The 25,659-nt window shown below is 59.7% G+C and carries 29 protein-coding genes and 1 other RNA gene; 17 read left to right on the top strand and 13 right to left on the bottom strand.

The window, feature by feature from the left end:
* Positions 1 to 54 precede the first annotated feature (54 nt).
* The 10 genes from ACXWTF_RS01635 (at position 55) to ACXWTF_RS01590 (ending at position 10,040) form a co-directional block, all read left to right on the top strand.
* The gene (locus ACXWTF_RS01635; protein ID WP_461713299.1) at positions 55 to 2,349 is read left to right on the top strand and encodes an efflux RND transporter permease subunit; all 2,295 of its coding nucleotides are present in this window, start codon (positions 55 to 57) and stop codon (positions 2,347 to 2,349) included.
* A gap of 128 nt (positions 2,350 to 2,477) precedes the next feature.
* Entirely contained in the window at positions 2,478 to 3,425 is a 948-nt protein-coding gene (locus ACXWTF_RS01630) for an AAA family ATPase (protein ID WP_461713298.1), read from the top strand.
* A gap of 9 nt (positions 3,426 to 3,434) precedes the next feature.
* Positions 3,435 to 4,268 (top strand): DUF58 domain-containing protein, encoded by an 834-nt coding sequence (locus ACXWTF_RS01625; protein ID WP_461713297.1) that lies wholly within the window; start codon positions 3,435 to 3,437, stop codon positions 4,266 to 4,268.
* Positions 4,269 to 4,271: 3 nt separating this feature from the next.
* Positions 4,272 to 4,664 carry a hypothetical protein gene (locus tag ACXWTF_RS01620; protein ID WP_461713296.1) on the top strand — a complete coding sequence of 131 codons (393 nt, stop codon included), beginning with the start codon at positions 4,272 to 4,274 and terminating at the stop codon, positions 4,662 to 4,664.
* On the top strand, positions 4,657 to 5,553 hold the full coding sequence (locus ACXWTF_RS01615; protein WP_461713295.1) for a vWA domain-containing protein: 897 nt from the start codon (positions 4,657 to 4,659) through the stop codon (positions 5,551 to 5,553). Before ACXWTF_RS01620 ends, ACXWTF_RS01615 begins: the two co-directional genes overlap by 8 nt.
* Complete coding sequence (locus ACXWTF_RS01610; protein WP_461713294.1) at positions 5,543 to 6,514, top strand: vWA domain-containing protein; 972 nt, start codon at positions 5,543 to 5,545, stop codon at positions 6,512 to 6,514. The genes ACXWTF_RS01615 and ACXWTF_RS01610 overlap by 11 nt, the downstream gene beginning before the upstream one ends.
* Positions 6,507 to 7,370 (top strand): tetratricopeptide repeat protein, encoded by an 864-nt coding sequence (locus ACXWTF_RS01605; RefSeq protein ID WP_461713293.1) that lies wholly within the window; start codon positions 6,507 to 6,509, stop codon positions 7,368 to 7,370. Before ACXWTF_RS01610 ends, ACXWTF_RS01605 begins: the two co-directional genes overlap by 8 nt.
* Positions 7,345 to 8,904 carry a BatD family protein gene (locus tag ACXWTF_RS01600; protein ID WP_461713292.1) on the top strand — a complete coding sequence of 520 codons (1,560 nt, stop codon included), beginning with the start codon at positions 7,345 to 7,347 and terminating at the stop codon, positions 8,902 to 8,904. The genes ACXWTF_RS01605 and ACXWTF_RS01600 overlap by 26 nt, the downstream gene beginning before the upstream one ends.
* Before the next feature lie 64 nt (positions 8,905 to 8,968).
* Positions 8,969 to 9,373, top strand: a complete 405-nt coding sequence (locus ACXWTF_RS01595; protein WP_461713291.1) for a thioredoxin family protein — start codon at positions 8,969 to 8,971, stop codon at positions 9,371 to 9,373.
* A gap of 67 nt (positions 9,374 to 9,440) precedes the next feature.
* Positions 9,441 to 10,040 carry a hypothetical protein gene (locus ACXWTF_RS01590; RefSeq protein ID WP_461713290.1) on the top strand — a complete coding sequence of 200 codons (600 nt, stop codon included), beginning with the start codon at positions 9,441 to 9,443 and terminating at the stop codon, positions 10,038 to 10,040.
* 4 nt (positions 10,041 to 10,044) lie between these two features.
* Here the strand turns inward: ACXWTF_RS01590 and ACXWTF_RS01585 are convergent, their stop codons facing one another.
* Positions 10,045 to 11,070: a cytochrome-c peroxidase gene (locus ACXWTF_RS01585; protein WP_461713289.1), complete on the bottom strand. Its 1,026-nt coding sequence runs from the start codon at positions 11,068 to 11,070 to the stop codon at positions 10,045 to 10,047.
* 192 nt (positions 11,071 to 11,262) lie between these two features.
* On the opposite strand from ACXWTF_RS01585, the gene ACXWTF_RS01580 reads away from it, so the two are divergent.
* The 3 genes from ACXWTF_RS01580 (at position 11,263) to ACXWTF_RS01570 (ending at position 12,661) form a co-directional block, all read left to right on the top strand.
* Complete coding sequence (locus ACXWTF_RS01580; RefSeq protein ID WP_461713288.1) at positions 11,263 to 11,685, top strand: Fur family transcriptional regulator; 423 nt, start codon at positions 11,263 to 11,265, stop codon at positions 11,683 to 11,685.
* Positions 11,686 to 11,789: 104 nt separating this feature from the next.
* Positions 11,790 to 12,443: a uroporphyrinogen-III synthase gene (locus ACXWTF_RS01575; protein WP_461713287.1), complete on the top strand. Its 654-nt coding sequence runs from the start codon at positions 11,790 to 11,792 to the stop codon at positions 12,441 to 12,443.
* Positions 12,440 to 12,661: a bromodomain-containing protein gene (locus tag ACXWTF_RS01570; protein WP_461713286.1), complete on the top strand. Its 222-nt coding sequence runs from the start codon at positions 12,440 to 12,442 to the stop codon at positions 12,659 to 12,661. The genes ACXWTF_RS01575 and ACXWTF_RS01570 overlap by 4 nt, the downstream gene beginning before the upstream one ends.
* Before the next feature lie 93 nt (positions 12,662 to 12,754).
* Here ACXWTF_RS01570 and ACXWTF_RS01565 read toward each other — a convergent pair whose 3' ends face one another.
* Genes ACXWTF_RS01565 through msrA form a run of 3 tightly spaced genes read right to left on the bottom strand, consistent with a single transcriptional unit; the run spans position 12,755 to position 13,915 of the window.
* Positions 12,755 to 12,928 carry a hypothetical protein gene (locus ACXWTF_RS01565; protein ID WP_461713285.1) on the bottom strand — a complete coding sequence of 58 codons (174 nt, stop codon included), beginning with the start codon at positions 12,926 to 12,928 and terminating at the stop codon, positions 12,755 to 12,757.
* A gap of 2 nt (positions 12,929 to 12,930) precedes the next feature.
* Entirely contained in the window at positions 12,931 to 13,392 is a 462-nt protein-coding gene (locus ACXWTF_RS01560; RefSeq protein WP_461713284.1) for a DUF420 domain-containing protein, read from the bottom strand.
* On the bottom strand, positions 13,385 to 13,915 hold the full coding sequence (gene msrA, locus ACXWTF_RS01555) for a peptide-methionine (S)-S-oxide reductase MsrA (protein WP_461713283.1): 531 nt from the start codon (positions 13,913 to 13,915) through the stop codon (positions 13,385 to 13,387). The genes ACXWTF_RS01560 and msrA overlap by 8 nt, the downstream gene beginning before the upstream one ends.
* Positions 13,916 to 14,126: 211 nt before the next feature.
* Between msrA and ACXWTF_RS01550 the strand changes: the two genes are divergently transcribed.
* Positions 14,127 to 15,305: an NAD(P)/FAD-dependent oxidoreductase gene (locus tag ACXWTF_RS01550; RefSeq protein WP_461713282.1), complete on the top strand. Its 1,179-nt coding sequence runs from the start codon at positions 14,127 to 14,129 to the stop codon at positions 15,303 to 15,305.
* Between the two features lie 5 nt (positions 15,306 to 15,310).
* Here ACXWTF_RS01550 and ACXWTF_RS01545 read toward each other — a convergent pair whose 3' ends face one another.
* Genes ACXWTF_RS01545 through ACXWTF_RS01530 form a run of 4 tightly spaced genes read right to left on the bottom strand, consistent with a single transcriptional unit; the run spans position 15,311 to position 20,974 of the window.
* A complete protein-coding gene (locus tag ACXWTF_RS01545; protein ID WP_461713281.1) occupies positions 15,311 to 17,713 on the bottom strand; it encodes a putative bifunctional diguanylate cyclase/phosphodiesterase in 2,403 nt (800 codons plus the stop codon).
* A 49-nt stretch (positions 17,714 to 17,762) separates the two neighbouring features.
* Positions 17,763 to 19,013 (bottom strand): adenylosuccinate synthase, encoded by a 1,251-nt coding sequence (locus tag ACXWTF_RS01540; protein ID WP_461713280.1) that lies wholly within the window; start codon positions 19,011 to 19,013, stop codon positions 17,763 to 17,765.
* A gap of 12 nt (positions 19,014 to 19,025) precedes the next feature.
* Positions 19,026 to 19,868, bottom strand: coding sequence for an ATP phosphoribosyltransferase regulatory subunit (locus ACXWTF_RS01535; protein ID WP_461713279.1), 843 nt, complete (start codon positions 19,866 to 19,868; stop codon positions 19,026 to 19,028).
* Positions 19,865 to 20,974, bottom strand: a complete 1,110-nt coding sequence (locus ACXWTF_RS01530; protein WP_461713278.1) for a pyridoxal-phosphate-dependent aminotransferase family protein — start codon at positions 20,972 to 20,974, stop codon at positions 19,865 to 19,867. The genes ACXWTF_RS01535 and ACXWTF_RS01530 overlap by 4 nt, the downstream gene beginning before the upstream one ends.
* Before the next feature lie 156 nt (positions 20,975 to 21,130).
* Between ACXWTF_RS01530 and ACXWTF_RS01525 the strand changes: the two genes are divergently transcribed.
* Entirely contained in the window at positions 21,131 to 21,907 is a 777-nt protein-coding gene (locus tag ACXWTF_RS01525) for an undecaprenyl-diphosphate phosphatase (protein ID WP_461713277.1), read from the top strand.
* A 62-nt stretch (positions 21,908 to 21,969) separates the two neighbouring features.
* A complete protein-coding gene (locus ACXWTF_RS01520; protein ID WP_461713276.1) occupies positions 21,970 to 22,197 on the top strand; it encodes a hypothetical protein in 228 nt (75 codons plus the stop codon).
* A 30-nt stretch (positions 22,198 to 22,227) separates the two neighbouring features.
* On the opposite strand, the gene ACXWTF_RS01515 is transcribed toward ACXWTF_RS01520, so the two are convergent.
* The 5 genes from ACXWTF_RS01515 to glmM form a co-directional block, all read right to left on the bottom strand.
* On the bottom strand, positions 22,228 to 22,677 hold the full coding sequence (locus tag ACXWTF_RS01515; RefSeq protein WP_461713275.1) for an HvfX family Cu-binding RiPP maturation protein: 450 nt from the start codon (positions 22,675 to 22,677) through the stop codon (positions 22,228 to 22,230).
* Between the two features lie 38 nt (positions 22,678 to 22,715).
* Positions 22,716 to 22,970, bottom strand: a complete 255-nt coding sequence (locus ACXWTF_RS01510; RefSeq protein ID WP_461713274.1) for a hypothetical protein — start codon at positions 22,968 to 22,970, stop codon at positions 22,716 to 22,718.
* A gap of 142 nt (positions 22,971 to 23,112) precedes the next feature.
* An RNA gene (gene ffs / locus ACXWTF_RS01505) (signal recognition particle sRNA small type) lies at positions 23,113 to 23,210 on the bottom strand.
* Positions 23,211 to 23,281: 71 nt separating this feature from the next.
* On the bottom strand, positions 23,282 to 23,737 hold the full coding sequence (gene lspA / locus ACXWTF_RS01500) for a signal peptidase II (RefSeq protein ID WP_461713273.1): 456 nt from the start codon (positions 23,735 to 23,737) through the stop codon (positions 23,282 to 23,284).
* Complete coding sequence (glmM, locus tag ACXWTF_RS01495) at positions 23,730 to 25,070, bottom strand: phosphoglucosamine mutase (protein WP_461713272.1); 1,341 nt, start codon at positions 25,068 to 25,070, stop codon at positions 23,730 to 23,732. The genes lspA and glmM overlap by 8 nt, the downstream gene beginning before the upstream one ends.
* A 112-nt stretch (positions 25,071 to 25,182) precedes the next feature.
* Between glmM and rpsT the strand changes: the two genes are divergently transcribed.
* The gene (rpsT, locus tag ACXWTF_RS01490) at positions 25,183 to 25,443 is read left to right on the top strand and encodes a 30S ribosomal protein S20 (protein WP_461713271.1); all 261 of its coding nucleotides are present in this window, start codon (positions 25,183 to 25,185) and stop codon (positions 25,441 to 25,443) included.
* Positions 25,444 to 25,659: the final 216 nt, after the last annotated feature.

The raw sequence follows: 25,659 nt of genomic DNA, 5'->3' as shown, positions 1-25,659 counted from the left end.
ACTAAAGCACAAAAATGCTTTCGGCATTTTCGTAAACTGACATAAGGACGCTCTATGAACATCGACCGATTCGTTGACGGCATCATCCGGTTCCGCTGGTGGGCCGCGCTGCTGATCCCGCTTATCACCCTGGTCCTCGCTTCGCAGCTTCGCTACCTGCAGTTCGAGGGAAGCTACCGCATCTGGTTCGGCGAGGAGTCTCCCATCCTCAGGCAGTACGACACCTTCCGCTCCGTGTTTGGCAACGACGATGCCCTGCTCGTCATGTTCCGCGACGAGCACGGCGTCTTCAACCCCAAGGCGCTGGGGGTCGTCGAGCGGATCACCGAAGCGCTCTGGCAGACGACGGACATCGCCCGGGTCGACTCCCTGACCAACTACCAGTACGTGCACAGTGACCCGGAATACCCCGACGACGTCATCGTCGAGGACTTCATCGACGACCCCGCCGCGCTCTCCCCTGAACAGCTGGCCGAAAAGGCGCGCATCGCGGCGGGCGAAGAGATGATCGTCGGGCGGATCGTCAGTGCCGACATGAAAACGACGATGATCGCGGCGCGCCTCACCCCCAAGGCCGGGGACGACCCGGAGGTCTCGGCACGGCTCAAGGCAGCGGCGGAAGCGATCGTGGCCAAGGAGGCGGCCAGCGGCTACACCTTCCACCTCGGCGGCGGTCCCATCCTCAACATGGCCTTCATCCATCTGGGCGAGCATGACGTCAAGGTCTTCACCCCCTTTGTGCTGCTGATCGCGATGGTGCTGCTCTGGTTCATTTTCCGCCGCCCCTCGGGGATGCTGCTGAGCCTCTCCGTCGTCATCTTCACCTTCCTCATCGTCCTGGCGGTCCAGGTGCTGCTGGGCTACAGGATCAACAACTTCACCGCCAACCTCCCCGTCTTTGTCGTCGCCATCGGGATCGCCGACGCCATGCATCTCTTCTGGATCTACCTCGTCGGCCGGCGGCGGGGCATGGCCAACCATGACGCCATCCGCTTCAGCGTGCGCAAGAACCTCCTGCCGACCCTGCTGACCTCGCTGACGACCGCCGTCGGGTTCGCTTCGCTCGCCGTCAGCGAGGTCATCCCCGTCCGGACCCTGGGCATTGCGACGGCGACCGCCGCGCTGCTCGCCTTCGTACTGACGATCCTCTTCGTGCCGGCGATGCTGGCGATCCTGAACCCGAAGGTCGCCCAGAGCGCAACGGAGGAGGCCGAAAGCCATGACACCTTTTCGCTGCGCAGCGCCCGCTTCGTCATGCGCCACGACCGCGGCATCCTCCTTGGCAGCCTCACGCTCTTTACGCTGATCGGCATCGGAATCACCTGGGTGAAGGTCGATTCGAACACGGTGCGCTATTTCAAAGAGCACGTCCCCTTCCGGGAGACGGTAACCTTCGTGCAGCGCCACCTCACCGGGCCGATGGCCTACGAGGTCGTCGTCGATTCGGGGGAGAAGGACGGCATCAAGTCCCCCGAATTTATGCAGACCGTCGCCCGATTCACCGAGGCCTTCAAAGCGGAGTACCCCGCGGTGCGCCACACCACTTCCCTCGTTGATGTCGTCGAGAAGTTCAACGATGTCATGAACGCCGATCCGGCCATCCCTGCGGAACGGAACCTGATCGCGCAGTACCTGCTGCTCTACTCCCTCTCCCTGCCCCAGGGGATGGAGATCAACGACCGCATGGACGTCGACGAGCGGCGGCTGCGGGTCACGGCGTCGGTGGATATCGTCGATACCTCCCTGGACCTGGAGATGATGCGGTGGGTCGAAAACTGGTGGGCACAGACGCCCTATCCCGCACAGGTCAACGGCCAGGCGGCGATGTTCGCGCATATGCAGCACGACGTCACCGATACGCTGGTCGACTCGATCCTGCTGGCCATCGCGGCGGTCTCGCTGATGATGCTGCTGATCTTCCGCAACCTGCGCATGATCCCCCTCTTTATCATCCCCAACGTGCTGCCCATCGCCCTCGTCGTCGGGGTCATGGGGTGGTTGGGGATCACCATCGATCTGGGCGTCGCGGTCTCCGGGGCCATCATCATCGGCGTCGCGGTGGACGACACCATCCACTTCCTCGTCAAGTACCGCGAAGCGCGGCGGGAGGGTGAAAGCCTCGAAGCGGCCCTCGCCTACGTCTACCACTATGCGGGCAAGGCGATCGTCTTCACGACCCTTATCCTCAGCGCCGCCTTTATGATCTTCGCACTGAGCGACTTCGTGCCCAACGTCAACTTCGGGATCGTCACGGCGTCGGCGCTGGTGATCGCCGTCCTCATTGACCTGCTGATGCTCCCCGCGTGGCTGAGCCTCGCCGACAGCGGCAAGCGGAGCCTTATCGCCTGAAAGGCGGCGCAGGCCTGCTACGCCTCGCAACACCGCAGCCTCGATTTACCAATTGTTATATGTGGATTTACACCCGATTTACCGCCCACGAATATGATTGCATATCCTAAGTTTCGAGGACGGGCAGAATGAACGAGAAAATCCACGCCATCAAGACCGAGATCGCCAAGGTCATGGTCGGACAGGAGGCGCTGATCGACGCGCTGCTGATCGGCCTTATCACCGACGGTCACATTCTTGTCGAGGGGGTGCCGGGGCTGGCAAAGACGACGGCCATCAACTCCCTGGCCAGGGCGCTAGGACTGGATTTCAAACGGGTACAGTTCACCCCTGACCTGCTCCCCAGCGACATCGTCGGGACCGAGATGTACGACCAGCGCAACGGCGCGTTCAAGGTCAAGATGGGCCCCGCCTTCACCCACCTGCTTCTCGCCGACGAGATCAACCGCGCCCCGGCGAAGGTGCAGTCGGCGCTGCTGGAGGTGATGCAGGAGCACCAGATCACCATCGGCGACGAGACCTTCAAGCTGAGCGACCCTTTCCTCGTCCTCGCGACCCAGAACCCCGTCGAGCAGGAGGGGACCTACCGCCTTCCCGAAGCGCAGCTCGACCGCTTCATGCTCAAAGTCCTCGTCGACTATAACAGCTTCGAAGAGGAGATGCAGATCGTCGACCGCATCGCCAACCGCAGCGTCGGGACGATCATGCAGGTCGCCGGTGCCGACGACATCCTCGCCATGCGCGACGAAGTGCAGAATGTCCATATCGACGAAGCCGTCACCCGCTACATGATGAAGGTCATCTTCGCCACCCGCGAACCGGAGAAGTACGGCGTCGGCGAGATCGCGCAGTACCTCGAATACGGCGCGAGCCCCCGCGCCTCCATCAACCTCTACAAGGCCGCCAAGGCCCGCGCCTACCTGCGCGGTAACGACTTCGTCACCCCCCTCGACGTCGCCGACACGGTCCGGGGCGTCCTGCGCCACCGCATGGTGCTGAACTACCGTGCCGAAGCCGCCGGCGTTACCGCCGACGACCTCATCGGCACGATCATGCAGACGATCAAGCTCCCCTAAGGCTGACTGGTGCTGGCGCACAAGAGCGAAGAGATCCTGATCCGCACCCGCCGCAACATCTTCGGCAGCAATGCCGGGGGGAACCCCAGCATCTTCGCGGGCAACGGGCTGGACTTTGCCGAGCTCAAAGAGTACACCATCGGCGACGACGTGCGCACCCTCAACTGGAAGGTGACCGCCAGGGAACAGCGCCCCTTCGTCAACGTCTTCAACGAGGAGCGCGAACTCAACATCGTCTGCGTCTTCCTCGAGAGCGGCAGCATCTTTTTCGGCTCGCAGCGTTTCAAACAGGAGGTGATGGCCGAGGCCCTCTCCCTCATCTCCTACTCGGCGCTGAAAAACGACGACCGCGTCTCCACCCTCGTCTTCAGCGACAAAGCGGAGTTCTTCCTGCCGCCGACCCGCGCCCTGGGGTCGCTGCACGTCACGATTCCCGAGGTGCTGGGACGTGATCCGCTGGGCAAGCGGGTCGATTTCGCCGCCCTGGTCGACTACCTCAACGGCCGTGTCCGCCAGCGTTCGCTCATTTTCCTGATCGGCGACTTCTACGGTGAAGGCATAGACCTCTCCCTGCTTGCCCGCCACGAAGTCTACGCTCTCATCGTCCGTGACCGCTTCGAGGAGAACCCCGCCCTTGCCGGCGAAATCGGCCTGCTTGACGCCCAGAGCATGGAGAGTACGAGCCTGGAACTCTCCCCCGGTCTCGCCGCACGCTACTGTGACGCGCTAAAGACGCGGGACAAGGCCCTCGTCGAGCACCTTTCCGCCCACCGCATCGTCTCGACGAAACTCTACACGGACGAAGAGCCCTTCGTGAAGCTCTCCGCACTGTTTCGGAGGTAGGCGATGCCCGAACAGACCCTGCCGCTCAAAGACATCAAGCCGATAGTCGCCGTCCCCGACCACTCTCTCTGGCTCCTCGTTGCCCTCGTCGCGGCCGGTATCCTCCTGCTGGGCCTCCTGCTCTTCTGGCTGCTCAAACGGCGCCGCAGAGGAGGCGACCCCAAACGCGTCGAAGCGCTGAAGCGGCTGCAGGCGCTGGATTTCAGCGACACGAAAAGCGCCGTCTACGATTTCAGCCTGCTGGGGCACTTCGTGGCGACGCCGGAGACGATGCCGGCTTTCCGGGCGCTGCTCTCGGAGCTTGAACCCTACAAGTACCAAAAGAGCGTGCCCGCCCTGGACGCCGCGCTCGAAGCGAAGCTGCGCGACTTCATCGAGGAGGCACGCCGTGGGTGAATGGACGCTGGAGTACCCCTGGGCGCTGGGACTGATCGCCCTCTTCTTCCTCTGCGAGACCTTCTGCCGGGCAAAGACGCAGCAGATGCTCTTCCCCGACACGGCGCTGCTGCGCAGCCTCTCCGCCCGCAGCGGCTGGACGCAGCGGGGGATCAAACTCCTCATTTTCACCCTGCTCGCCCTCGCCCTCGCCTCGCCGATCCGCCAGAACGAGGTTGTCATCAGCGACGACCAAGGGTACGAACTCTCCCTCGTCCTCGACGCCAGCGGCTCCATGCGGCAGATGGACAAGTTCGGCATCGTCAAGAAGATCGTGCTTGACTTCATCGACAAACGCGAACACGACAAGCTCGCCCTGACCCTCTTCGCCGACTTCGCCTATGTCGCCATGCCGCTGACCTACGACAAACAGAGCCTGAAACAGCTGCTCTCCAAGGTCGACGTCGGCATTGCCGGCATGCAGCGCACGGCCCTCTACGAGGCGCTCTTCATGAGTACGAAGCTTTTCAAATCCTCCGACGCCAAGGAGAAGATCGCCATTTTGCTCACCGACGGGCTGGACAACACCTCCCAGGTCCCCCTCGACGTCGCCATCCAGAGCGCCGTCAAGCACGGCATCAAGGTCTACGCCATCGGCGTCGGCGGCCGGGGGGACTACGATCCTGCGGTGCTTCAGAAGATTGCCCGGGAGACGGGCGGAAAGTTCTACGAGGCGGGCAGCGTCGAGCGTCTGGGGCAGGTCTACAACGAGATCGACACCTTGGAGAAGAGCGAGATCAAGGCGGACAAGTACGTCAAGAAGCGCTACTACTTCCAGTATCCCCTCGGTGCGGCACTGCTGCTCCTCGTGCTCTATGCCGTCATAAGAAGGAGAAGCCATGCACTTTGAACAGCCCCACCTGCTTTTCCTGCTGATCGTCCTCGTCCCGCTGGCGCTGCTGCTCTTCGCACCGCGCAAAGCGGCCCGTCACACCTTCGCCCCGGAGGTGCTGAAGCTGCTGCTGCAGCGCACCTCCACCGTGCCGCAGTGGCTGCGCAGCACCCTGCTGCTCGCCGCGGCGGCCCTCTTTATCGTCGCCCTCGCCCGGCCGGTCGTCGACAACGGCGAGATCAAGGTCCAGAGCAGTACGATCGACCTCATCGTCGGGTTCGACATCTCCCGCTCCATGTTCGCCAACGACGTCTACCCCAGCCGTCTTGCCCTGGCCAAGCGGAAATTCGATGCCCTGCTCGGCGATGTCAACGGCACCCGCATCGGGGTGCTCGGTTTCAGTGCCCGCGCGTTCATGGTCTCGCCGCTGACCGAGGATTTTGCGACCCTGCGCTACCTGGTGGCAAACATGAACACCGACTCCATCAGCCTGCGCGGCACCGACCTGCTCCAGGCCCTGCAGCAGACCGATACGCTGCTGGAGGGGAGCGACAAAAAGGCATTGCTGCTCTTTACCGACGGCGGGGACGGCAGTGACTTCGACAAAGCGATCGCCTACGCCAAGGCCCACAACATCGTCGTCTTTCTTTACAACATCGGAACGGAGAAGGGCGGGGTCATCCCGACCGAGCAGGGGGCCATGACGGACAAGCACGGCGACATCGTCGTCGTCCGGCGCAACGACAGCGTCAAGGCTCTGGCCCTGCAGAGCGGCGGGGCCTATATGCCCTACTCGCTCAAACACAACGACATCGAGGCCCTTGCCGATGCGCTGAAAGCCCGCTTTACCCCGCGCAGGGAGAGCAGCGACGTCATCCGCGATCTCAAAGAGCTCTTTATCTGGCCTCTCGGCGGCGGGGTCGCCCTGCTGATCGCCGCACTTTACTCCCTGCCGCAGCGAAGGAGACGCCATGCTTAGATACCTTCTGCCCGGCCTTGCCGCAGGGCTGCTCCATGCCGGAGTACTGGATTTCCATACCCTCTCCAACGCCGCATCGGCTTACAGCGGTGGCGACTATGCCGCGGCCGCCGAAGGGTACGGCGCGCTGCAGGGCAAAAATGACGCCGCCCGTTTCAACTACGGCGACGCCCTGTATAAGCAGCAGCAGTACAAAGAGGCCGCCGACGTCTTCGCGCAGGTCCAGGCCCCGGAGCTCAGACAAAAAGCGCTGCACAACCTCGGCAACAGCCTTGCGAACCTCGGCAAGACCGACGAAGCGATCAAGGCCTACGAGGAGGCGCTGAAGCTGGGCAATGATGACGAAACTCAGTACAACCTCGACCTGCTGAAAAAACAGAAAGAGCAGGAAAAGCAAAAAGAAGACAACCAAAACAATCAGAGCGACCAGAATCAGTCTGAGCAGAGTGATCAGCAGCAAAATGACCAAAAACAGCAAGATGATCAACAGAAAAAGGACCAGAAGAGCCAGGACGGCGGCTCAAAGGGGGAGGATCAGCAGCAAAAAGCGGAGCAGCAAAGCGGTGAACCGACACAGCAGGAGCAGGAGAAACAGGCGGACGGTGAACGCGACAAACAGCAGCAAAACGGTCAGCAGGACGAACAGCAGCAAGAGGCTTCCCCGCAGTCCGAAAGAGAGCCCGAAAACCCCCAGGCACCCGATGCGCATGAACAGCAGGCCGCCATGGCCGACCCCATCAGCGATATGGAAGAACGCAAATACAACCAGATGCTCGACAAGCGCGGCATCAGAACATTGATGATCCCGCTATCTGGCAAAGGAGAGCCCCATGATGACGAAACGACCCCTTGGTAAGATCCTGGCACTTTTGCTGTCCGGACTGCCGCTTTTCGCGGCGGTGACCGCCACCGTCGACAACCCCGCCGTCACCCGCGGCGACCCGGTCACCCTGACGCTCAGCGCCACCGGGGACGACATCCGCTTCCCGGCGCTGACGGAGATCGCCGGCTACCCCATCCTGAGCCGCGGCACCAGCCGCAACATCTCCATCATCAACGGCCGAACAACGCGCGCCATCGAACAGCGGCTCGTCTTTACCCCGACGGAGGACGTCGCCATCCCCGCCCTCGACATCACCGTTGACGGTACGGTCGAACACACCCTCCCCCTGCATGTCAAGGTCATCTCTCCCCAGGCCGCACCGCAGGGGGCACCGGTACAGATGCTACTGCACCTCTCCAAGGAGAAAGCCTATATCGGCGAGCCGGTCGAACTCGACCTCGTGTTCAAATACCTGCCCGGAGAGCGTATCGACGATATACGCATCAGCGAACCGACCCTCGAGCACTTCTGGATCAAGCGCATCAACACCCAGGCCGAACGCTCCGCCGACAGCGACGGGTACATCACCCAGTCCTACCGTTACCTGCTCTTTCCGCAGCAGAGCGGCGACCTCGAAATCCCCGCTATTTTCGCCCAGATCGGTACCAGGGTCAGTAGCGGCCGCGGCGGGATGGCGGGCGACCCTTTCTTCAACGACCCCTTCTTCGGCACGGCCCGGATGCAGTACCGCAAAGTCTACTCCGAACCGGCGACCCTGCATGTCACCGCCCTGCCGCAGGGGCTGGAGGTCTACGGCCGTTTCACCATGCACGCCGAGGTCGACAAAACGACCGTGGAGGCCAACAAACCGGTCAACCTCCACATCCATATCGAAGGCAACGGCAATGTCGAGGATATCCCCAAATTCGAACCGCACTTCGAACATGCCATCGTCTACGCCAATGACCCGAAGACGACCGGTACGCTCAAAGAGGGCCACTACTTCGGCACCTTCGACCAGACCATCGCCATTATTCCCGACCGCGACCTCACCGTCACCCCGCAGACTTTCCGCTATTTCGATGCCAAAACCGACCAGCCGGCGATCCTGCAGACCCCGCCCTTTTTCATCAAAGTGAAGGGGGCTGCCGCACTCCCGGCTGCCGCACCGGCCCCGCATATTGAGACAGCTGCTCCCGCAGCGGAGAGCGCTGAAATGCCTGCCGAACCGGGCGGCACCCGTTTGAGCCTCTTGCAGGCTCTGGGCATCTTCACCGCCGGGGTGGCCGCGGGTACCCTGTCACTGTGGCTACTGCTGCTGCGCGGCCGCGACCGTCTCCCGAAAAAGCGGGAGCTCCCGCCGATGGCCAAACGAGTCAGAGCCGCCAAAAACGACCGTGCCCTCTTCGAACTGCTCCTGCCGCTCAAGGGGAGCGCCGCACCGATCGACGACGCCCTGGCCCTGCTGGAATCCAACCTCTACCGCGGCACGGCCCATGCCGTAGACCGCAAAGTTCTGACGGACTATTTCAGCGGTCATCCCGGGGAAGAGATCACCTTTATCTGACGCAATTTTGTACAGCGTCCCGGCACGCGCTTTGCTATAATGGAGTGTTTTCGGAGGAGACCCCATGCGCCTGATACTGCCGGCCCTTTTCCTGTTTTACGGCATCCTGCATGCCGACATCGCCTGGTTCACCCGGTACGATGAAGCGGTACGGGCCGCACAGCAGGCCCACAAACCGCTGATGCTCTTCCTCACCAAGCCCCGCTGCAAAGTCCGCAGCTTTATGCAAAAGGATGTCTTCACGGATCCGGAGGTCGCCGCGTACATCACGGCACACTTCATTGCCGCCGATATCTGGAACGACGACGAGAGCCTGCCCGAAAAGTACCGGGTCAACGCCAGTCCCGTTTTCACCTTTCTCGACGCCGAGAAAGACGCGATTATCGAACAGGTCGTCGGGGGGAAACCTCCCGCCCGTTTCCTGGAAACCCTGCAGAGCGTTATTGACGACAACCCCGGGTTCCGTTAGCGAGCATGCGCGCTTTGCGTAACACAGAGGTGCTACACTGTTGCCAACCCGCCCCCAAGGAAACAGGATGAAACTCGTCTATGCCGGTCCCAAGCCGCTCATCTCCCACAGCGGCATCGTCTTCGACAGGAAAAAAGAGGACAAATACCGTTACATCCCCTTCGCCGTCTCACTCCTGCTCGCCCTCGACCACGACTACACCTCGTCGCAAAACTATACCTATACCCCCGACCGGAAGCACTACAGCGACGAGGAGCTGCTCCGGGTCATCGCGGCACACTGCCCGACGGCCCAGACGGAGGCCGCGCGACTCCGCAGTGAAAAAGCGGCCAGGCTGGATGAGGAGCTCCGCCGGCTGGACGGCTCCCTTTCACACCCCGCCGAAGCCCGGTCGGTCCTGCGCACCAACCTGCTGCTGATGCGCGACTACCGCCTGCAACGTACGGTCAACAAAAGCCTCTATTACAGCGCGGCCGGCGCCCTCGTCACCCTGGTCGCGGCCAAACGGCTGCGCTATATCCAGACAGCGTTTACACCGGAATATTTTCATGTCTTTCATACCATGGAGGGGATCATACGCAGACGGCGTCTTGCACTTGCGGCACAGCTTGATGTTTATGAGAAGAAGGGGGAGTTGATGGTGCGGCTGGCGCTGGCCGGCCGCTAGAGGGTTACTTGCCGGAATCCGGCAGGGGTGTTTTGGCCGTACGGGCCGGCAGGACCGGGTACTCGACGACCGGTTTCTCGCCCGTCAGCGCTTTGAGGAAGGTCTCGATGCTTTCCGTCTCTTTATCGGTCAGTTTCACGCCCAACTGGGTCTCGCCCATGATCTTGATCGCCTCTTTCAGGCTCCAGACCGTACCGTTGTGGAAGTAAGGCGCCGTCTCTTCTACGTTGCGCAGGGTCGGAACTTTGACCATCCCGTTCGCATCGCCTTTAAAGTCACCGACGCCCATATACTTGAACTTGCCCATCAGCGGGAAGGGCTGCATACCGCCGCCGACTGCTACGCCGGTGTGACAGCTCGCACACCCTTTGTCAATAAAGGTCTGCAGACCGGCCTTCTCCTCTTTGGAGAGCGCTTTGTCACAGCCGCGCAGGTACTCATCAAAACGGGACGGCGTGACCAGCGTACGTTCGAAGGAGGCGATGACATCCGCGATATCCTTGAAGGTCGGGACCATCTTCTGGTCGTTGTAAGCGTGGCGGAATGCCGCGACATACGCGGGAATGGAGTTGACAACGGCAGCGACGTGTTCAGGTTTGGCCGCCATTTCCGGCGCCGCCTGCATCGGTCCCTGCGCCTGGTCTTCGAGGTCCGGGCTGCGTCCGTCCCAGAACTGCTTCTCCGCGAACACGGCGTTGTAGACCGACGGAGAGTTCAGGTGGTGGGGGTTGTGCGCCCAGTTGTGGCCGATCGCCGCCGGCACGCCGTCCACACCGCCTGTCGCGAGGTTGTGGCAGGTATTACAGCTGATGATCTCGCTCTTTGAAAGACGCGGATCGAAAAAGAGCTGCTTTCCGAGCTCGACCTTCTGGGCATTCATCGGGTTTTTCGGGTTATCGATCAGCTTATAGAGTTCGGACGTGTTTTTCGGAATGGGGGCGAGTCCCATCGCCTTGGCCTGATCCGTCAATGCTTCCGCAGATGCCGCAGAAACCAGGACACACGCTGTCAACGCAATTTTTTTGAACATTTTCTCTCCTTTTATTCAATCCTCCGACAGATAGACGGAGGTTCCACATTCATGTGATGGGGGAATTCTATCCCTAAACGATAATTTTTTTCCTTAAATAAAGAAACTACTTTTACTTAATGGAAAATAATAAACGCCGCCTTCCTCTGACTATTATTTCGACTTTTACCTTTTTGGTGCTTTAATGCTACTATGAATAAAGAACTCATAGCCACGAACCTGCGGAACCACCACCTCAAGGTGACCCCGCAGCGGCTCAAGATCGTCGAAAGCCTCAACACCTTCGGCCACCTGAACATTGATATGCTTTACCAGGAGGTAAAAGAAGCGTATCCGAATGTTTCGCTGGCGACGGTGTACAAGAATATTGCCATAATGACGGAAAACGGACTCCTCGAAGAGGTCAAAGTCCCCGAGAGCAAGAGCGTTTTCGAGATCCGAAAAGAGCCGCACCTGCACCTGCACTGCAGTGAATGCGGAAAGATCGAGGATTTTTCCTTCGATACGGAACAGATCAGGGCGCACGCCGAAGCCGTCAGCGGCTACAATATCCAAAGCAGCGATATCGTGCTGCGGGGCAGCTGCCCGGCGTGCCAAAAAAATGCAAAATCGTAAAAAGCATTAACAGTTCAGTAACTATTCTTTACTATACTTTCCCTACCTTCATTCAAAGCGTCTCCTTCTCCCGTCATCCACCGGGAGTTGGTTATAATCCCTCTATGACAATACGGCCCATCTATCTTTTATCCGTCACCCCCTCCGATGACCCCGACGTCACCCATCTGCCGATCCTGGAAACGGCATGGCTGCAGCCCGAAGTCGATCTCTCACGGATCGACGGCATCATCTTTACCTCGAAAAACGGTGTCGATGCCCTCGAGCAAATCGCCCCGGAGTGGAAAAGCGTGCCCGTCCTCTGCGTCGGGAGGGGAACGCAGCAGCGCGTAGAGGCGCTCGGCGGAACGGTGGCCGGGACGGTGAAGGGGTACGGCGAGATGCTGTACGCACTGATCCGGGAGCGTTTCCCCCGTTTCCGCTGGCTCTATGCACGCCCCCGGGTCGTCGCGTCGGATTTCGCCTCCCGGCTGCGCGAAGAGGGGATCGCCGTGGAAGAGGCCGTGGTCTATGAGACCCTCTGCCGGGCCGACAGCGTGGAGGTGACGATCCCCGACGACAGCGTGCTGATCTTCACCTCGCCGTCGGCCCTGCAATGCTTTCAGCGCCGCTTTACCCTGACACAGACACACACCGTCGTCGCGATCGGCCGTACCACGGAAAAGAGTCTTCCCGGCCGGAAGGTTCACCTCGCTTCCGAGCCGACCGTCGCGGCCTGCGTCGCCCTCGCAAAACAACTGGCAAAGGAGAAAGAGTGATCGATACCGACCGTATGATCTGCATCTGCAACTCGATGGATATGAAAACAATCGCCGAATGCATCAAAACCCATGGGTGGGAGAGCGTCGACGCGATGCTCAACCACAGCGAGTGCGAACTGGGCAACAAGTGCGAGTCCTGCATTGAAGACGGCTATGAGAACGACGGTTATTCGCTTGCGATGGTCCTCTCCCTTGTCAAACAGGGGCGGTTATAGCAGCGTGCTAAGTGCTAAGTGCTAAGTGCAGGGTAACGCGTCGCCCTTACTCCTTTCTTGGCGCCACATACTTGACGCTGAGCGCTGAAAAGATTAGCAATCCTTCCGTTTTCCGAAGAGGCAGGGGCCGTTTTTGATGAGCTTTCGAACGGAGAAGAAGAGGAAAAAAAGGGAGACGGCCCCGGCGGCCGCCCCGTAGAGCAGCTGCCCGTGTGTCAGCAGCGACACGGCAAAAGCGCCGAGGACGATGAAAACGACGAAACACATCGCTAGGTCATGAAGAGCATGCCGTAGATCGCCACCCCCATCAGCGACGTGACGGTCATCCCCGCAAAAACGATCATCCCGTTGCGTTTGTGCGTGGCGGCCACGGTCGCACTGCTGCCGTAGCTTCGCAGGGCATCGATGAGCAGCCATGCCCAGCCGGCGACGGCGGCGACGGCGATCAGCACGTGCACCGCCAGGAACACCGCCAGCGACGAGAACTCTACCCCGCTCTCCTCCGCGTAGGCGACGAAACCGCCGGTAAAGCGCACCCCGACTTCGAAAAGCACGACCATCGCCAGCGTCACGACGAAGAGCAGCGTCTGCGCACGTTTATGGGCAATGTCGCGTTTACGCATGGCCAGAAAGATCGCCCCGCCCATCAAAAAGGGCAGTGCCGCGAACCAGAGCGTGACGATGTCCATAAACCAAAGCGCCCGCGTCCCCAGGAAACCCGCCTCAAACATTCAGCTTCTCCCGGAACGTCCGCATAAATTTCTGCACCTTCGGGGCGATCACGACCTGGCAGTAGCCCTGCTGAGGATTGAGCTCGAAATAGTTCTGGTGGTACGCTTCCGCCGGGTAGAAGGTCGGCGCAGGGGAGAGTTCCGTCACGATCGGGTCGGAAAAACCGGCCTGCGCTTCGGCGATGGCCGCTTCCGCTTCTTCCTTCTGCTCTTCGTTTTGGTAGTAGATCACCGAGCGGTACTGCGTCCCGACATCCGCACCCTGGCGGTTCAGCGTCGTCGGATCGTGAATGACCCAGAAAATATCGAGGATCTCCCCATAAGAGATCACCTCGGGGTCGAAGGTGACCTCGACCACTTCCGCATGCCCCGTCGTCCCGCTGCAGACCGCGCGGTAATCGGGATTGTCCGTTTCGCCGCCCGCATAACCGCTGACGGCGCTGCTGACCCCTTTGACACGGCGGTACACCGCCTCGATGCACCAAAAACACCCGCCCCCGAGGAGCGCTACTTCCTTCGCCATCATCATCCTTTTTTTTGCCCAATGATGCCAAAGTGTTCCTTCAACGTGCCCCACGCTCCGTAGTTAATCACCTCTCCGGCGCTTGGTACAATCTTCACAAAAAGTCAGGATTGCCGTTTCACTATGAAAAAAGACGAATAAATTAACGTTTTAGTTTAGTTTTATCGTCATTATATTATGATTATTATCAACGCAACTTATAGGAGTAGATATGAAAAAGGTTTTGGTGCTTGGCGGCGGGTTTGCAGGAGTCGATACGGCAGCGCATCTGCGCAAAAAAGGGTATGACGTGACCCTCGTCAGTGACCGGGACTATTTTTACATCTATCCTACTTCCATCTGGGTGCCGACGGGCGAGGTCTCCTTTGACGATGTCAAGGTCTCGCTGGAGGAGCTGCGGGATGCCCACGGCTTTACCCTGGTCGTGGACGGGGTCGAAGCGATCGAGGCGAAGGCGAACCGCGTCACCCTCACCTCCGGAAAGGTGATCGACGACTACGACTATCTCGTCGTCGCCGTCGGGGCGCACAAGATGAAACATCCCGGGATCGAGAACACCCTCTCCATCTGCGGCGACCCGCGCGAATCCCTGCGGATCAAGGAGCGGATCGACGCCCTGGTAGCCAAGGGGAGCGGCAAGGTCGCCTTCGGCTTCGGGGGCAACCCCAAAGACACCTCTGCCGTGCGCGGCGGCCCCGGATTCGAGCTCTTTTTCAATCTCCACGAACTGCTCAAGAAAAAGGGGATCCGCGACCGTTTCGAACTGACCTTCTTCGCCCCGATGCCCAAGCCGGGCGCGCGCATGGGCGAGAAAGCCCTAAACATGATGGACATGATGTTCGAGCGGGCCGACCTGAACAAGCACTTCGGCAAGAAGATCAAGCGATTCGAAGAGGACGGCGTCGTTTTCGAAGACGACAGCAAACTGGAATCGGACTTTACGATGTTCATCCCCGCCGGGGACGGCCACCGCGTCATCAAGGCGTCTGACCTTCCGACCAACGAGGCCGGTTTCGTCGCCATCAACGATTACAGCGAAGTCATCATCGACGGCGAAGTCAGCAACGTCTACGCCGCCGGGGACGTCGCGGCGCTGGAGGGACCGGAGTGGCGGGCCAAACAGGGGCACGTGGCCGAAGTCATGGCCAAGAACATCGCCTTCAACATCGCCGCGCGCGATGCCGGGAAGGCGGAACGCAAAGGGTACCAGGAGCACCTCAACATCCTCTGCGTCATGGATACGGGTACCGGTGCGGGCTTCGTCTTCCGCGACGACAAAAAAGCCTTCATGATGCCGATGCCGGTCCTGGGACACTGGATGAAAAAGGGGTGGGGCTGGTACTGCCGCAATACCAAACTGGGCAAGATCCCGCGCATGCCGGGACTCTAAAAGGGTTAGACGGCCTGCTTCTGCTCCGGCTCGCGGAGCGTTTTCATCTTCACGAGGTTGTTGCGGTACATGCGGTCAAGCTGGCCGAACGGTACCGGTTTGCTGAAGTAATACCCCTGCCCGTAGTCGACCCCGAGCTTCTTGAGAAGGCGGACGTGCTCGGCACTCTCAATCCCCTCCGCAACGATCTTCAGCCCCATCGCCTTGCTCAGTGAGACGATCGATTCGACGATGGTCCGGTCATCCTGGTCGTCGAGCATGTTCATAATGAAGGCCTTGTCGATCTTGAGGGTATCGACCGGGAACTGTTTGAGGTAGGCCAGGGAGGAGTAGCCCGTACCGAAGTCGTCGATATTGACACCGACGCCGAGGTCGCGGAGCTGGTGCAGGACCTTCAGACTCTCGGTCAGGCTGATCATGGAGACGCTCTCGGTCACCTCGAACTCCAGGTACTGCGGTTTGATATCGTAGCGCTGCAGGACGGTCCGGATCTGGTGCAGCAGCAGCGGGCTCCCGAACTGGCGTCCGGAGAGGTTGACGGCCAGTTTCAGCGGGGCGATCCCCGAGGCGCGCCACTGCTCGATGCGCCGGGCCGCCTCGTGCATGACCCACTCGCCGATCTTGATGATCATCCCCGTATGCTCCGCAACAGGGATAAAGTCGTCCGGGTAAACGGTCCCGATCTTCGGGTGGTTCCAGCGGATCAGCGCCTCGGCCCCGATAATGGCACCGGTCCGCAGGGAGATCTTCGGCTGGTAGTAAAGTTCGAACTGCTCCATCGTCTCGATGGCCTCGCGCATCTCGTGCTCGACCTGGAGTTTTTTGCGGATCGTCTCCCCCATCGTCGTGTCGTAGAAACGGTAGCGGTTGCGCCCGTCCTCTTTCGCCTTGTACATGGCGGTGTCGGCGAATTTGATCAGCGTATCGGCGTCTCCGGAGTGGTCCGGGTAGATCGCCACCCCGATACTTGTCGTCGTAAAGATCGCCTTGTCGCCGAACTCCCAGCGCTCCTGCAGGGCATCGATCATCTTCTTGGCGACGATGGTGATATCTTTTTCCGAATTGATGTACGGCAGCAGGACGATAAACTCGTCCCCGCCGATCCGCGAGATGGTATCGGTATCGCGCAGGGTACGCTTCAGGCGTTCTGCCACCTCTTTAAGCAGCCGGTCCCCCAGGGTATGGCCCAGGGTGTCGTTGACGTTTTTGAAGCCGTCGAGGTCGAGGAAGAGGACCCCAAGTTTCTCGCCCCGGCGGTTGGCATCCTTGATCGCTTTTTGCAGGCGGTCCTGCATGAGCACCCGGTTCGGCAGGTTCGTGAGCGGGTCGTAGAAGGCGAGCTTCTCGATCATCTGCTGACTCTCCGCCTGCTCGCTGACGTCCATCGTGATCCCCGAAATGAACGCTTTTCCGTCGCGCCGGAGGCTCAGTTTCCCCTCGGTCAGCACGTGCATCGCCTCCCCGTGGGCATTGACGAGCTTGTGCATCAGGCGGAAGGGTGTATGGGTCTGGGCGGTGTTATCAAGGGCGCGGATAAAGGCCTGGCGCTGGGAGGGGTCGATGGCGTTGAGCAGGGCTTCCCAGGTCAGCGGCATACCGTCCATCGGAAGCCCCAGCAGGACATACATCTGGTCACTGAAGCTGCAGTCGTGGGTCTGCGTATCGATCCGCCAGCTCCCCATCCTTGCGATCTGCTGCGCCTCTTTGAGGTGCTGGCGCCCCTCTTCGATCTCTTTGTGCAACTCGTTCATAAAGTCGGCGTGATGGATGATGTTGTCGCTCATCTTGTTCGCCGCTTCGGCGATCATGCCGATCTCGTTCGCGCTGGTATCCTCGAGCTCGATGGGCACGGGGTGGCTCGGGTCGAAAGCCTCCAGCTTGCGGGTCAGTTCGCGCAGCGGGAAGAAGGAGCGGTAGAGCAGCCGCAGCAGCAGCAGGACCAGCAGCACGTAGCCGGCAATGATCGCGGCGAGGAACTGGAAGTACTGTTCCATCATCGCGCGGAAGTTCCGGTCGGAAACGGCGACGTCCATCGAGGCGACGGTCTCGCCGTTGATATTGGTGACGGGGAGTGCCAGGGTGAAGAGCCTGTGGGGGGAGCCGAACTTCCCGACCACCAGGGGACGGCCGTGGTTCTGAAGCAGGCGCACGCCGTTGATCACCTGTGCGGAGCTCAGGCGGATGAGCTGCTCTTCGACCAGAAGTTGCTTGTTATTGTGGAGGGCATCTGAGAGCTGCGGAAGCATAAAGTCGATCTTCTGTTCCACCAGTTCCTGGAGCTGTTTTTTATAGCCGCTGATGACGATTTTCGTATTGACATAGGCCAGCCCGAAGACGAGCAGCAGGCTGAAAAATGCCAGGGAGAACAGCAGTTTCGATGCTAGAGAGTTCCAGATAGTCAACTTCATTACGATAGATTATATCGAAAAGTGACCGACTCCGTTAGAGCTATCTCTTCTAACGGATGATCGTATCGTTGCGGTCGGGGGAGGTGGAGACCATACCGATCTTCGTCTCGGTCAGTTTTTCGATCTCGCTGAGGTAGGCTTTGGCCGTTTCCGGCAGCGCGTCCCATTCGCGCACGCCTTCGGTCCGCTCCCAGCCCGGGAAGCTCTTGTAGACCGGTGTGGCCGCTTCGAGGTCCAGCGGCATGTAGTCGATGACCTCGCCGTCGACTTCATAGCCGACGCAGACCTTGACTTCGTCGAAACCGTCGAGCACGTCGAGTTTCATGATGGCCAACTCGTCACAGCCGTTGATGCGACTGGCGAACTTCGTCGCAATGGCGTCAAACCAGCCGCAGCGGCGCGGGCGGCCCGTCGTCGTACCGAATTCGTGCCCCTGCTCGCGCAGTTTGTCGCCGTCGGTACCGAAATCTTCCGTCGGGAAAGGACCGTTACCGACGCGGGTGCAGTAGGCTTTGACGATCCCCGTCACCTTGCCGATATCTTTCGGGCTGATTCCCAGGCCGATACAGGCACCCGCCGCGATCGTCGAGGAGCTTGTGACATAGGGATAGGTCCCGTGGTCGATGTCGAGCATCGTCCCCTGCGCCCCTTCGAGCAGCACGTTCTGATCTTTTTTCAGCAGTTCCCAGACCATCTGTGTCGTGTTGGCCAGGTACGGGAGCAGTGCCGCGGCAAAGCCTTCAAGCTCCGCTTTCAGTGCCGCAGCATCCGGTGCCTCGATGCCCATGGCGCTGTAGATGGCGCCGTTTTGCTCGAAGTACTCGAGGACGCGGGCGACCAGGGCGTCGATATCGCGCAGCTCGCCGAGGCGGAAACCGGCGCGGGCGATCTTTTCGCTGTAGGCAGGCCCGATGCCGCGGCCGGTCGTGCCGATCGCCTTCTTGCCGCGCAGGCGCTCTTTGGCCTGGTCGATCTCCTCGTGGAAACCGAGGATCATATGCGCGGATTCGCTCACAAAGAGACGCCCTTCGAGCTTGTCGAACTGCTTCATCTCTTTGATCAGTGCCGCCGGCGAAACGACGACGCCGTTGCCGATAATGTTGATCGCTTCGGGGTTCAGGACACCGGAGGGGATCAGGTGGAGGGCATATTTGGTCCCGTCGACCCAGATGGTATGGCCGGCATTGTGCCCGCCCTGGTAACGCGCGACGGCGTCATATTTCTGCGCGAGAAGGTCAACGATCTTCCCTTTGCCTTCATCGCCCCACTGGATACCGACGATCAAATCTGCTTTTTTCATATCTCTTTTCCTTTACACGCCGGCTTCAAGCAGCACATCGGTAGCGATGGCGAAGCCGACACTGGTCACATCTTCGTTTTTATAGCGTCCGCCTCTGGCATAGACGTCATTGTCCGCGATCACGCGGAAGTAGAGCTCGTCGTAATAGAGCATCTTCGCATAGTAAAGCGGCGCGACGACCGTATTGGCGTAGGGCACGCTCAGGCTGAGCTCTTTCATCTTCAGCAGCTCGACGCGGAGCTCCTCCGGCACCAGCGGCAGGACCGCGTCGATCTCGGAGGGGTCCTCGAGGTAGACGAGCTTTGTCAGCCAGTCGATCCCCCGTGCCAGCAGGTTCTCGATCCGGATGTGGCGGAAATCGTCCATCGGAATGTCGAGCAGGCGGCTCAGGATCTTCGGGATGTTGATGTTGGAGATCTGCAGCAGCGGCTGCGTCTCCAGGCGCTCGAAGATCTCCAGGCAGCGCGTCAGCGCGATGGAGAGGTCCGCCTCGCCGATCACCTCGGCACCGACCTGGTATTGCTCCTGCGACGGGTAGCGGTAGACCGGCTGGATGTAGAACCACTTGCGGTGGTCCGTATTGCGCCCGAGGCGTTTGGAGATGATACGCACGACGTCGATGGTCGTATCGGCACGCAGGCTCATGCGGTGGTTATCACGGTCGCCCAGGCGGATCAGCTCTTTGGTATCGGGGATACTCTCGTGCTGGTGGTGCGAGAAGAGCGGGACGACGATCTCTTCGAACCCGTCGGCGTAGAGCACACTGCTGGCGATCTGCTCGATCTCACGCTTGCGGCGGGCACTGTCGCCGAAATAGAGCTTGCTCCCTTCGGGGATCTCGTGGGCGAAGATCATACCGTCAGCCCGAAATAGGTTTCGTTGAAGATGCGGCTTGCCGTCCCGTCGTAGCTGCGGCGGCCGAGCTTGTCGAGGGCGACCTCGACGGCGTTGACGACCCAGGCGGCCTCGAACGGCTTGATCAGCCCCATGTGGTTGACACGGAAGATCTTGCCCTTGAGGTGGTCCTGCCCGCCGGCCACATTGACGTCGAACTCTTTTTTCAGCAGGGCGCGGATCTCGTTGGCGTTCGCATCGTCTACGGTCGTCATGGACGCCGCAGGCGCTTTGGGGTAGATGTGCAGGCCGACCGCTTCGAAGGCGGCCCGTGTCGCGGCACCGCGGCGGGCCGTTTCGTCGTACAGCGTCTCGAGCCCCTTGGCCTCGATCTCCGCCAGCACGGCCTCCAGGCCGATGACGAGCGTCGTCGCCGCCGTCCATGCCGTCGTATTGGTCCGCTGTTTCTTGATCTCCGTCGCCAGGTTGAAGTAGTACCCTTTGCCCGCACCGATCTTCTCGACCGCGGCATTGCTCAGACCGATGACCGCCAGGCCCGGCGGCAGCATCAGCGCTTTCTGGCTCCCCGCCAGCAGGGCATCAATGTGCGTGACGTCGATCGCCTCGACGCCGACGGCGGTAATGCCGTCGGCAATGATCATGACATCCGGGCGTACCCCTTTAACGGCCGCGGCGATCGCTTCGACCGGGTGGCGCAGGCCGCCGGCACTCTCGCTGATCTGAATGGCGATGGCGTCGATACGCGGATTCTCCTGCAGGGCGTTAAGGACATCCTCGGGGGTTGAGGGCGTGTCCCATTCGTAGGTCAGCTGGACGCTTTGCAGCCCGTGCGCCTCGGCGATCTTGCCGAAACGCTCGCCGAATTTACCGGCGTTGATGTTCAGCAGGGTATCACGGCAAAGGTTGGTAACGGCCGCTTCCATCGCACCGGTCCCCGTCGAGGCCAGCATCACGACCTCATCGGTCTTCATCAGGCCGAAGAGCGCTTTACGTGCCCGTTCGAAGATCGCTTCGAACTCCGGTGTGCGGTGATGGATCGTCTCCTCCGCCATCGCTTTGCGGACGGATTCCGGAACAGGGGTAGGACCGGGGGTAAAGAGCAGCATGCTTTTTTTCCTTAAGTGATTTGCATATGCAGCAAGGCGGGTTTGCACCGCCTTTTTCAAGCCGCGTATTATACTGTATGTTCATTTAAGGGTCTCTCAAGGTTGGATTTCGGGCCGAAAAGGTACAATGACGCATCTTTTTCCGGGACCTGTTTTATGACCGTTTTTGACGCCATCATCCTCGGCATCGTCGAGGGGATCACCGAGTATCTCCCCGTCTCCTCCACCGCCCATCTCTACCTCGCCGGACAGATGCTCGGTCTCAAGCAGGACACCTTCCTGACCGCCTTCGAGATCATTATTCAGATCGCCCCGATCTTCTCGGTGATGCTGATCTACCGCGAACGGCTCATGCAGAGCACTGCGCTCTGGATCAAACTCATCGCCGCCTTCATCCCGACGGGCGCCGTCGGCCTGCTCTTTCACAAACAGATCGAAGCGATGTTCGCCGCCAACTCCACCGTCGCCCTGATGATCCTCACGGGGATCGCCTTCCTCGCGGTCGAGTTCGCCTACAAGCCCAAGGCGCACGCCGTCAAAGACCTCGAGGGGGTCAGCATGAAACAGGCCATCACCGTCGGTCTCTTCCAGGTCTTCGCCCTCGTACCCGGGGTCTCGCGCTCGGGGATGACGATCCTCGGCGGGATGCTCGGCGGGCTGTCGCGGGACACGGCGATGGCCTTTTCGTTCCTCCTCGCCATCCCGACGATGGGTGCTGCTTCGGGCTATACGCTGCTCAAAGAGTACTCGGCACTCTCGTTTGAGCACTTCGGCGCCCTGGGCATTGGCTTCGTCGTCGCTTTCATCGTCGGCTGGATCGCCGTCAAAACCTTCCTCGCCGTCGTTTCGCGCTACAGTTTCAAACCCTTCGGAGTCTACCTGATCGCCAGCGGTCTTCTGTACGGGCTTTTCGGCGTCGAACTCGTCCACTGAAACGGCTGCATTAGCCAAAAACCAAAGGCTTTCGTCCAACGCCCTTTGGCTATAATCGCGCCATGAAACCGATCGAACACGTAAAAAACGCCCTGGCCGACCTTGACAAAGAGGTGCAGGCGATCCTGATGGACATGAAGCTCAACCTGACCCAGAAAGACAACGCCATGCTGCCGCTGCTGCAGCAGCAGAAAGTCCTCAAACAGACCCTCGAGGACCTTGAATACCTCGAAGCGCATCCGCCCTCGCCGAACCAGCCGTGCGGGATCTCGAAATACCGGGAAGATTAATAAGGGAAAGGTGCAGAGGCCCGGAAGGGATCAGGCCTCTTTGCTTTTGAACAGCAGCCGGTCGAAGGAGAGGGTACCGGCGCCGTGCGTCAGCAGGACGAAAAGCATAATAAAGTAGTACAGCGGGATTTCAAACCCGTTGTTGCCCGACTGGAAACCGTTGGGCAGGTGCACCAGGGTGATGGCCACCAGCATCACGACCATCAGCGGAATGGTGATCAGCCGCGTGAACAGCCCCAGTGTCAGCAGTACGACACCCGACGCTTCCGTCGTTGCCGCCAGATAGGCCTGCAGGGTCGGCAGGGGGAGCCCCATGGAGCCGAACCACTCGGCGACCGATCCGATGTCGCTCCACTTCATCTTCGCCGGTTCGTAAAACCCGTACGCGAGAATGAGACGCACGAAAAGCAGCGAGACGCTTTGGAGCTTTTCCACGGCCGGTTCGACGATTTTACATAGGTTGGAAAGCTGGCATTGCATGGCGGCTCCTTTCCTGTACGAAACTCACTGCTGCGGGGTCACCCGCCGCATTTACCCTGGCCGCATTTGCCTTTGGGTTTCTCTTCTTTCTTCTCACCGTTGCACTTGGCGTTCATGTTCGCTTTTTTCTCGCCGTTGCACTTGGTATTCATCTTCGCTTTTTTCTCACCGCTGCACTTGGTTGCCGGTGTTTCCATTTTTTCGCCATCGCACTTTGCAAAGGCCGACGTCGCGCCGATCCCCGTCAACAGGGCCGCGCCGAGCAGCATGGCCGCCAACTTATACGTTCTCATCATACACTCCTTGTGTTCGATCTGTCTGAAAGCATTGTAGCGGGAAGGGCTCAATACCATCAACAAACATGATCGCACAGCATCAATAACGTTTCATAAACAGTTTTTTCGGTGGTTTGGATAAAAAGAAGTAATGAGGAACTCTCCTCCAGATACCTGCGGCACATGCACAGAAAAGGTGGGCTGCTATGTTCCCATCCTGACCCAGTGCCTCGCCTGCACATTGCACAGGTCTAAAGGAGAGCGTTGAGGACACCGCGGTGCCTTCAGCGCTGGCGGAATTATAGCACAGGGCAGGCCCAAATGCAATATCAGTGTGCTTCCGTCCCCCGGCACCAGTGCGGCTTGAGATTGAGCAGCAGCAGCCACAGCACCGCCACATCGATCATCACGTCGGCAAAATTGAAAACGGCGAAGTCAAAGCCGCAGTGCCAGTAGACGTAATCCACGACCCCCGGGTGAACGAAACGGTCATAGACGTTGGAGAGTCCCGCCCCCAGCAAAATACCGACCGGGAGCATATAACAGAATTTTTTCAGCCGCAGCACATAGACGAGCACCCCGGCGATCAGCAGCAGCTGCAGCCACTTGAGCCACTCCTCCAGAAACGCGAACATCGAAAAGGCGACCCCTTTGTTATAAACGAGGGTCAGGTCGATACAGTCACTGTAGAAACGGTAGCCGTCCAGGAAGAGCGCCTTGATATTTTGATCAATAATGAAGATCCCGGCCAGGGCCAGGAAGAGTGCGAGCACGCCCCTAATCATTGAGGGCATGCCTGAAAAAGTCGCTGAGACGCTCCATCTCCGCGGTCATCGCTTCGCGGTCCCGCGCTTCGAGCAGCAGGCGCAGCTTGTTCTCCGTCCCGCTGTAGCGGATAAGATGGCGCATTCCCGCGGCCTCGATCCCCTTCAACACCTCCGGAAGTCCCTCGATGCTTTCCAGCGGCTTTTTCGTTTTGACATTGAGGTTCACAAGGCTCTGCGGATAGAGTTCGAAGGGGCGCAGCGCCGTGGAGGCCTTGGCATCGGTCATCAGCACCATCGCCAGGACCTGCAGTGCCGTCACCAGGCCGTCCCCGGTCTTGGCGAAATCGTGCATAATGACGTGCCCGCTCTGTTCGCCGCCGAAGTTGATGCCGTGTTCGCGCATCGTCTCCAGCACGTACTTGTCCCCGACCCCGCAGCGGTGAAGTTTCAGCCCCGCCGCGGTCATCGCGTCTTCAAGGGCCTGGTTGCTCATCACCGTCGCCACGATCCCCTCACCCTTGAGCAGACCGTACTTGTGCATGAAAAGCCCCAGCGAGCCGAGCAGCTGATCCCCGTCGACCACTTCGCCCTTTTCATCCACCACGACCAGGCGGTCCGCGTCGCCGTCGAGGGCGAAACCGATATCCGCACGGTACTGCTTGACCGCTTTCTGGACATCTTTGGGGTGCAGCGCGCCGCACCCCTCGTTGATATTGAAACCGTCCGGGCCGTTGTGCAGGACGATCACTTCCGCCCCCAGCTCCTCGAGGACCGTCGGACCGACCTTGTAGCCCGCACCGTTGGCGGTATCGAGGACGATGCGCATCCCCTGCAGGCTGAGCGCGCTGGGGAAGGAGTTCTTGAGCTGGACGATGTAGCGGCCGATGACGTCGTCGATCCGCTTCGCCGAGCCGATGGCGCGCCCCGTCACCTGCGCCTTGGCGATCTGCACGTCGTCCCGGTAGATGGCTTCGATCTGCGCTTCGACCTCTTCGGAGAATTTGTTGCCGTGGGCGTCGAAGAGCTTGATGCCGTTGTCTTCGAAGGAGTTGTGGCTCGCCGAGATCATAATACCCGCGTCGCAACGCATGTTCTCGGTCAGGAAGGCGATGGCCGGTGTGGGCATCGGCCCGATCTGTACGACGTCATAGCCGACGGCGGTCAGGCCGCTGACAATGGCATTTTCGATCATATAGCCGCTGCGGCGTGTATCTTTGCCCAGCAGGATCTTCTTCGTTTTGGAGCTCTTTTTAAAATAGATCCCCGCCGCCATCGCTGTGCGCATCGCCAGCTCCGCCGTGAGGAAGGTTCCCGCCTCACCACGTACGCCATCGGTCCCGAATAATTTCATTTCTACCCTTCTCATCGCCCTGAAAGCGGTAAATACACTAAAGTTTAACTTAAATTTAATTATTTTTAAGGTAGTATTCTACCCTAAAATTTTTTCCAGAAGGATAAAGACTATGGCAAACCATAAGTCATCAATGAAACGTATCCGCCAAACTGAAAAACGTACGGAACGTAACAGATTCTACCGCACGCGTCTGAAAAACATCGTCAAAGCTGTCCGCACAGCGATCGATGAAGGCAACAAAGAAGCAGCATCTGCCGCTATGACTGTCGCTAACCAGCAGATCCACAAGTTCGTCACGAAAGGGATCCTGAAAAAAGAGACAGCTTCCCGCAAAGTCAGCCGCCTGCAAAAAGCTGTAAACAGCCTGTAGTACGCCAACGGAGCAAAAGCCCCGTTGTCTACGTTAACACTGGGTTCGCCTGCGATTCGGCATGTAGTGCCTCACGTGCACTGCCTTTTAAGGCTTGTCGGCGGCGGGCCCGCACCCCAAGGAGACTTCCTTCGGGGCGCGCGCAGATAAACCGCGCTTAATCTCCCCCTATTTTCATCCTAGACATTACATGAATACTGAATGTTCTTCACATAC

It is taken from the genome of Thiomicrolovo sp. ZZH C-3, assembly GCF_054862725.1.
The sequence above is the reverse complement of the archived record's forward strand: the minus strand, read 5'-3'. Positions and strand labels throughout refer to the sequence as shown.

Excerpts from the sequence above, each read along its gene's own strand:
- ACXWTF_RS01525 (WP_461713277.1), top strand. The coding sequence starts at position 21,131 with ATGACCGTTTTTGACGCCATCATCCTCGGCATCGTCGAGGGGATCACC.
- ACXWTF_RS01515 (WP_461713275.1), bottom strand. The coding sequence starts at position 22,677 with ATGCAATGCCAGCTTTCCAACCTATGTAAAATCGTCGAACCGGCCGTG.
- ACXWTF_RS01510 (WP_461713274.1), bottom strand. The coding sequence starts at position 22,970 with ATGAGAACGTATAAGTTGGCGGCCATGCTGCTCGGCGCGGCCCTGTTG.
- ACXWTF_RS01610 (WP_461713294.1), top strand. The coding sequence starts at position 5,543 with ATGCACTTTGAACAGCCCCACCTGCTTTTCCTGCTGATCGTCCTCGTC.
- ACXWTF_RS01530 (WP_461713278.1), bottom strand. The coding sequence starts at position 20,974 with ATGCTGCTCTTTACCCCCGGTCCTACCCCTGTTCCGGAATCCGTCCGC.
- ACXWTF_RS01630 (WP_461713298.1), top strand. The coding sequence starts at position 2,478 with ATGAACGAGAAAATCCACGCCATCAAGACCGAGATCGCCAAGGTCATG.
- ACXWTF_RS01550 (WP_461713282.1), top strand. The coding sequence starts at position 14,127 with ATGAAAAAGGTTTTGGTGCTTGGCGGCGGGTTTGCAGGAGTCGATACG.
- ACXWTF_RS01620 (WP_461713296.1), top strand. The coding sequence starts at position 4,272 with ATGCCCGAACAGACCCTGCCGCTCAAAGACATCAAGCCGATAGTCGCC.
- ACXWTF_RS01545 (WP_461713281.1), bottom strand. The coding sequence starts at position 17,713 with ATGAAGTTGACTATCTGGAACTCTCTAGCATCGAAACTGCTGTTCTCC.
- ACXWTF_RS01580 (WP_461713288.1), top strand. The coding sequence starts at position 11,263 with ATGAATAAAGAACTCATAGCCACGAACCTGCGGAACCACCACCTCAAG.
- ACXWTF_RS01605 (WP_461713293.1), top strand. The coding sequence starts at position 6,507 with ATGCTTAGATACCTTCTGCCCGGCCTTGCCGCAGGGCTGCTCCATGCC.
- ACXWTF_RS01565 (WP_461713285.1), bottom strand. The coding sequence starts at position 12,928 with ATGTGTTTCGTCGTTTTCATCGTCCTCGGCGCTTTTGCCGTGTCGCTG.
- ACXWTF_RS01635 (WP_461713299.1), top strand. The coding sequence starts at position 55 with ATGAACATCGACCGATTCGTTGACGGCATCATCCGGTTCCGCTGGTGG.
- msrA (WP_461713283.1), bottom strand. The coding sequence starts at position 13,915 with ATGGCGAAGGAAGTAGCGCTCCTCGGGGGCGGGTGTTTTTGGTGCATC.
- ACXWTF_RS01590 (WP_461713290.1), top strand. The coding sequence starts at position 9,441 with ATGAAACTCGTCTATGCCGGTCCCAAGCCGCTCATCTCCCACAGCGGC.
- ACXWTF_RS01575 (WP_461713287.1), top strand. The coding sequence starts at position 11,790 with ATGACAATACGGCCCATCTATCTTTTATCCGTCACCCCCTCCGATGAC.
- ACXWTF_RS01595 (WP_461713291.1), top strand. The coding sequence starts at position 8,969 with ATGCGCCTGATACTGCCGGCCCTTTTCCTGTTTTACGGCATCCTGCAT.
- ACXWTF_RS01560 (WP_461713284.1), bottom strand. The coding sequence starts at position 13,392 with ATGTTTGAGGCGGGTTTCCTGGGGACGCGGGCGCTTTGGTTTATGGAC.
- glmM (WP_461713272.1), bottom strand. The coding sequence starts at position 25,070 with ATGAAATTATTCGGGACCGATGGCGTACGTGGTGAGGCGGGAACCTTC.
- ACXWTF_RS01600 (WP_461713292.1), top strand. The coding sequence starts at position 7,345 with ATGATGACGAAACGACCCCTTGGTAAGATCCTGGCACTTTTGCTGTCC.
- ACXWTF_RS01520 (WP_461713276.1), top strand. The coding sequence starts at position 21,970 with ATGAAACCGATCGAACACGTAAAAAACGCCCTGGCCGACCTTGACAAA.
- lspA (WP_461713273.1), bottom strand. The coding sequence starts at position 23,737 with ATGATTAGGGGCGTGCTCGCACTCTTCCTGGCCCTGGCCGGGATCTTC.
- ACXWTF_RS01535 (WP_461713279.1), bottom strand. The coding sequence starts at position 19,868 with ATGATCTTCGCCCACGAGATCCCCGAAGGGAGCAAGCTCTATTTCGGC.
- rpsT (WP_461713271.1), top strand. The coding sequence starts at position 25,183 with ATGGCAAACCATAAGTCATCAATGAAACGTATCCGCCAAACTGAAAAA.
- ACXWTF_RS01540 (WP_461713280.1), bottom strand. The coding sequence starts at position 19,013 with ATGAAAAAAGCAGATTTGATCGTCGGTATCCAGTGGGGCGATGAAGGC.
- ACXWTF_RS01585 (WP_461713289.1), bottom strand. The coding sequence starts at position 11,070 with ATGTTCAAAAAAATTGCGTTGACAGCGTGTGTCCTGGTTTCTGCGGCA.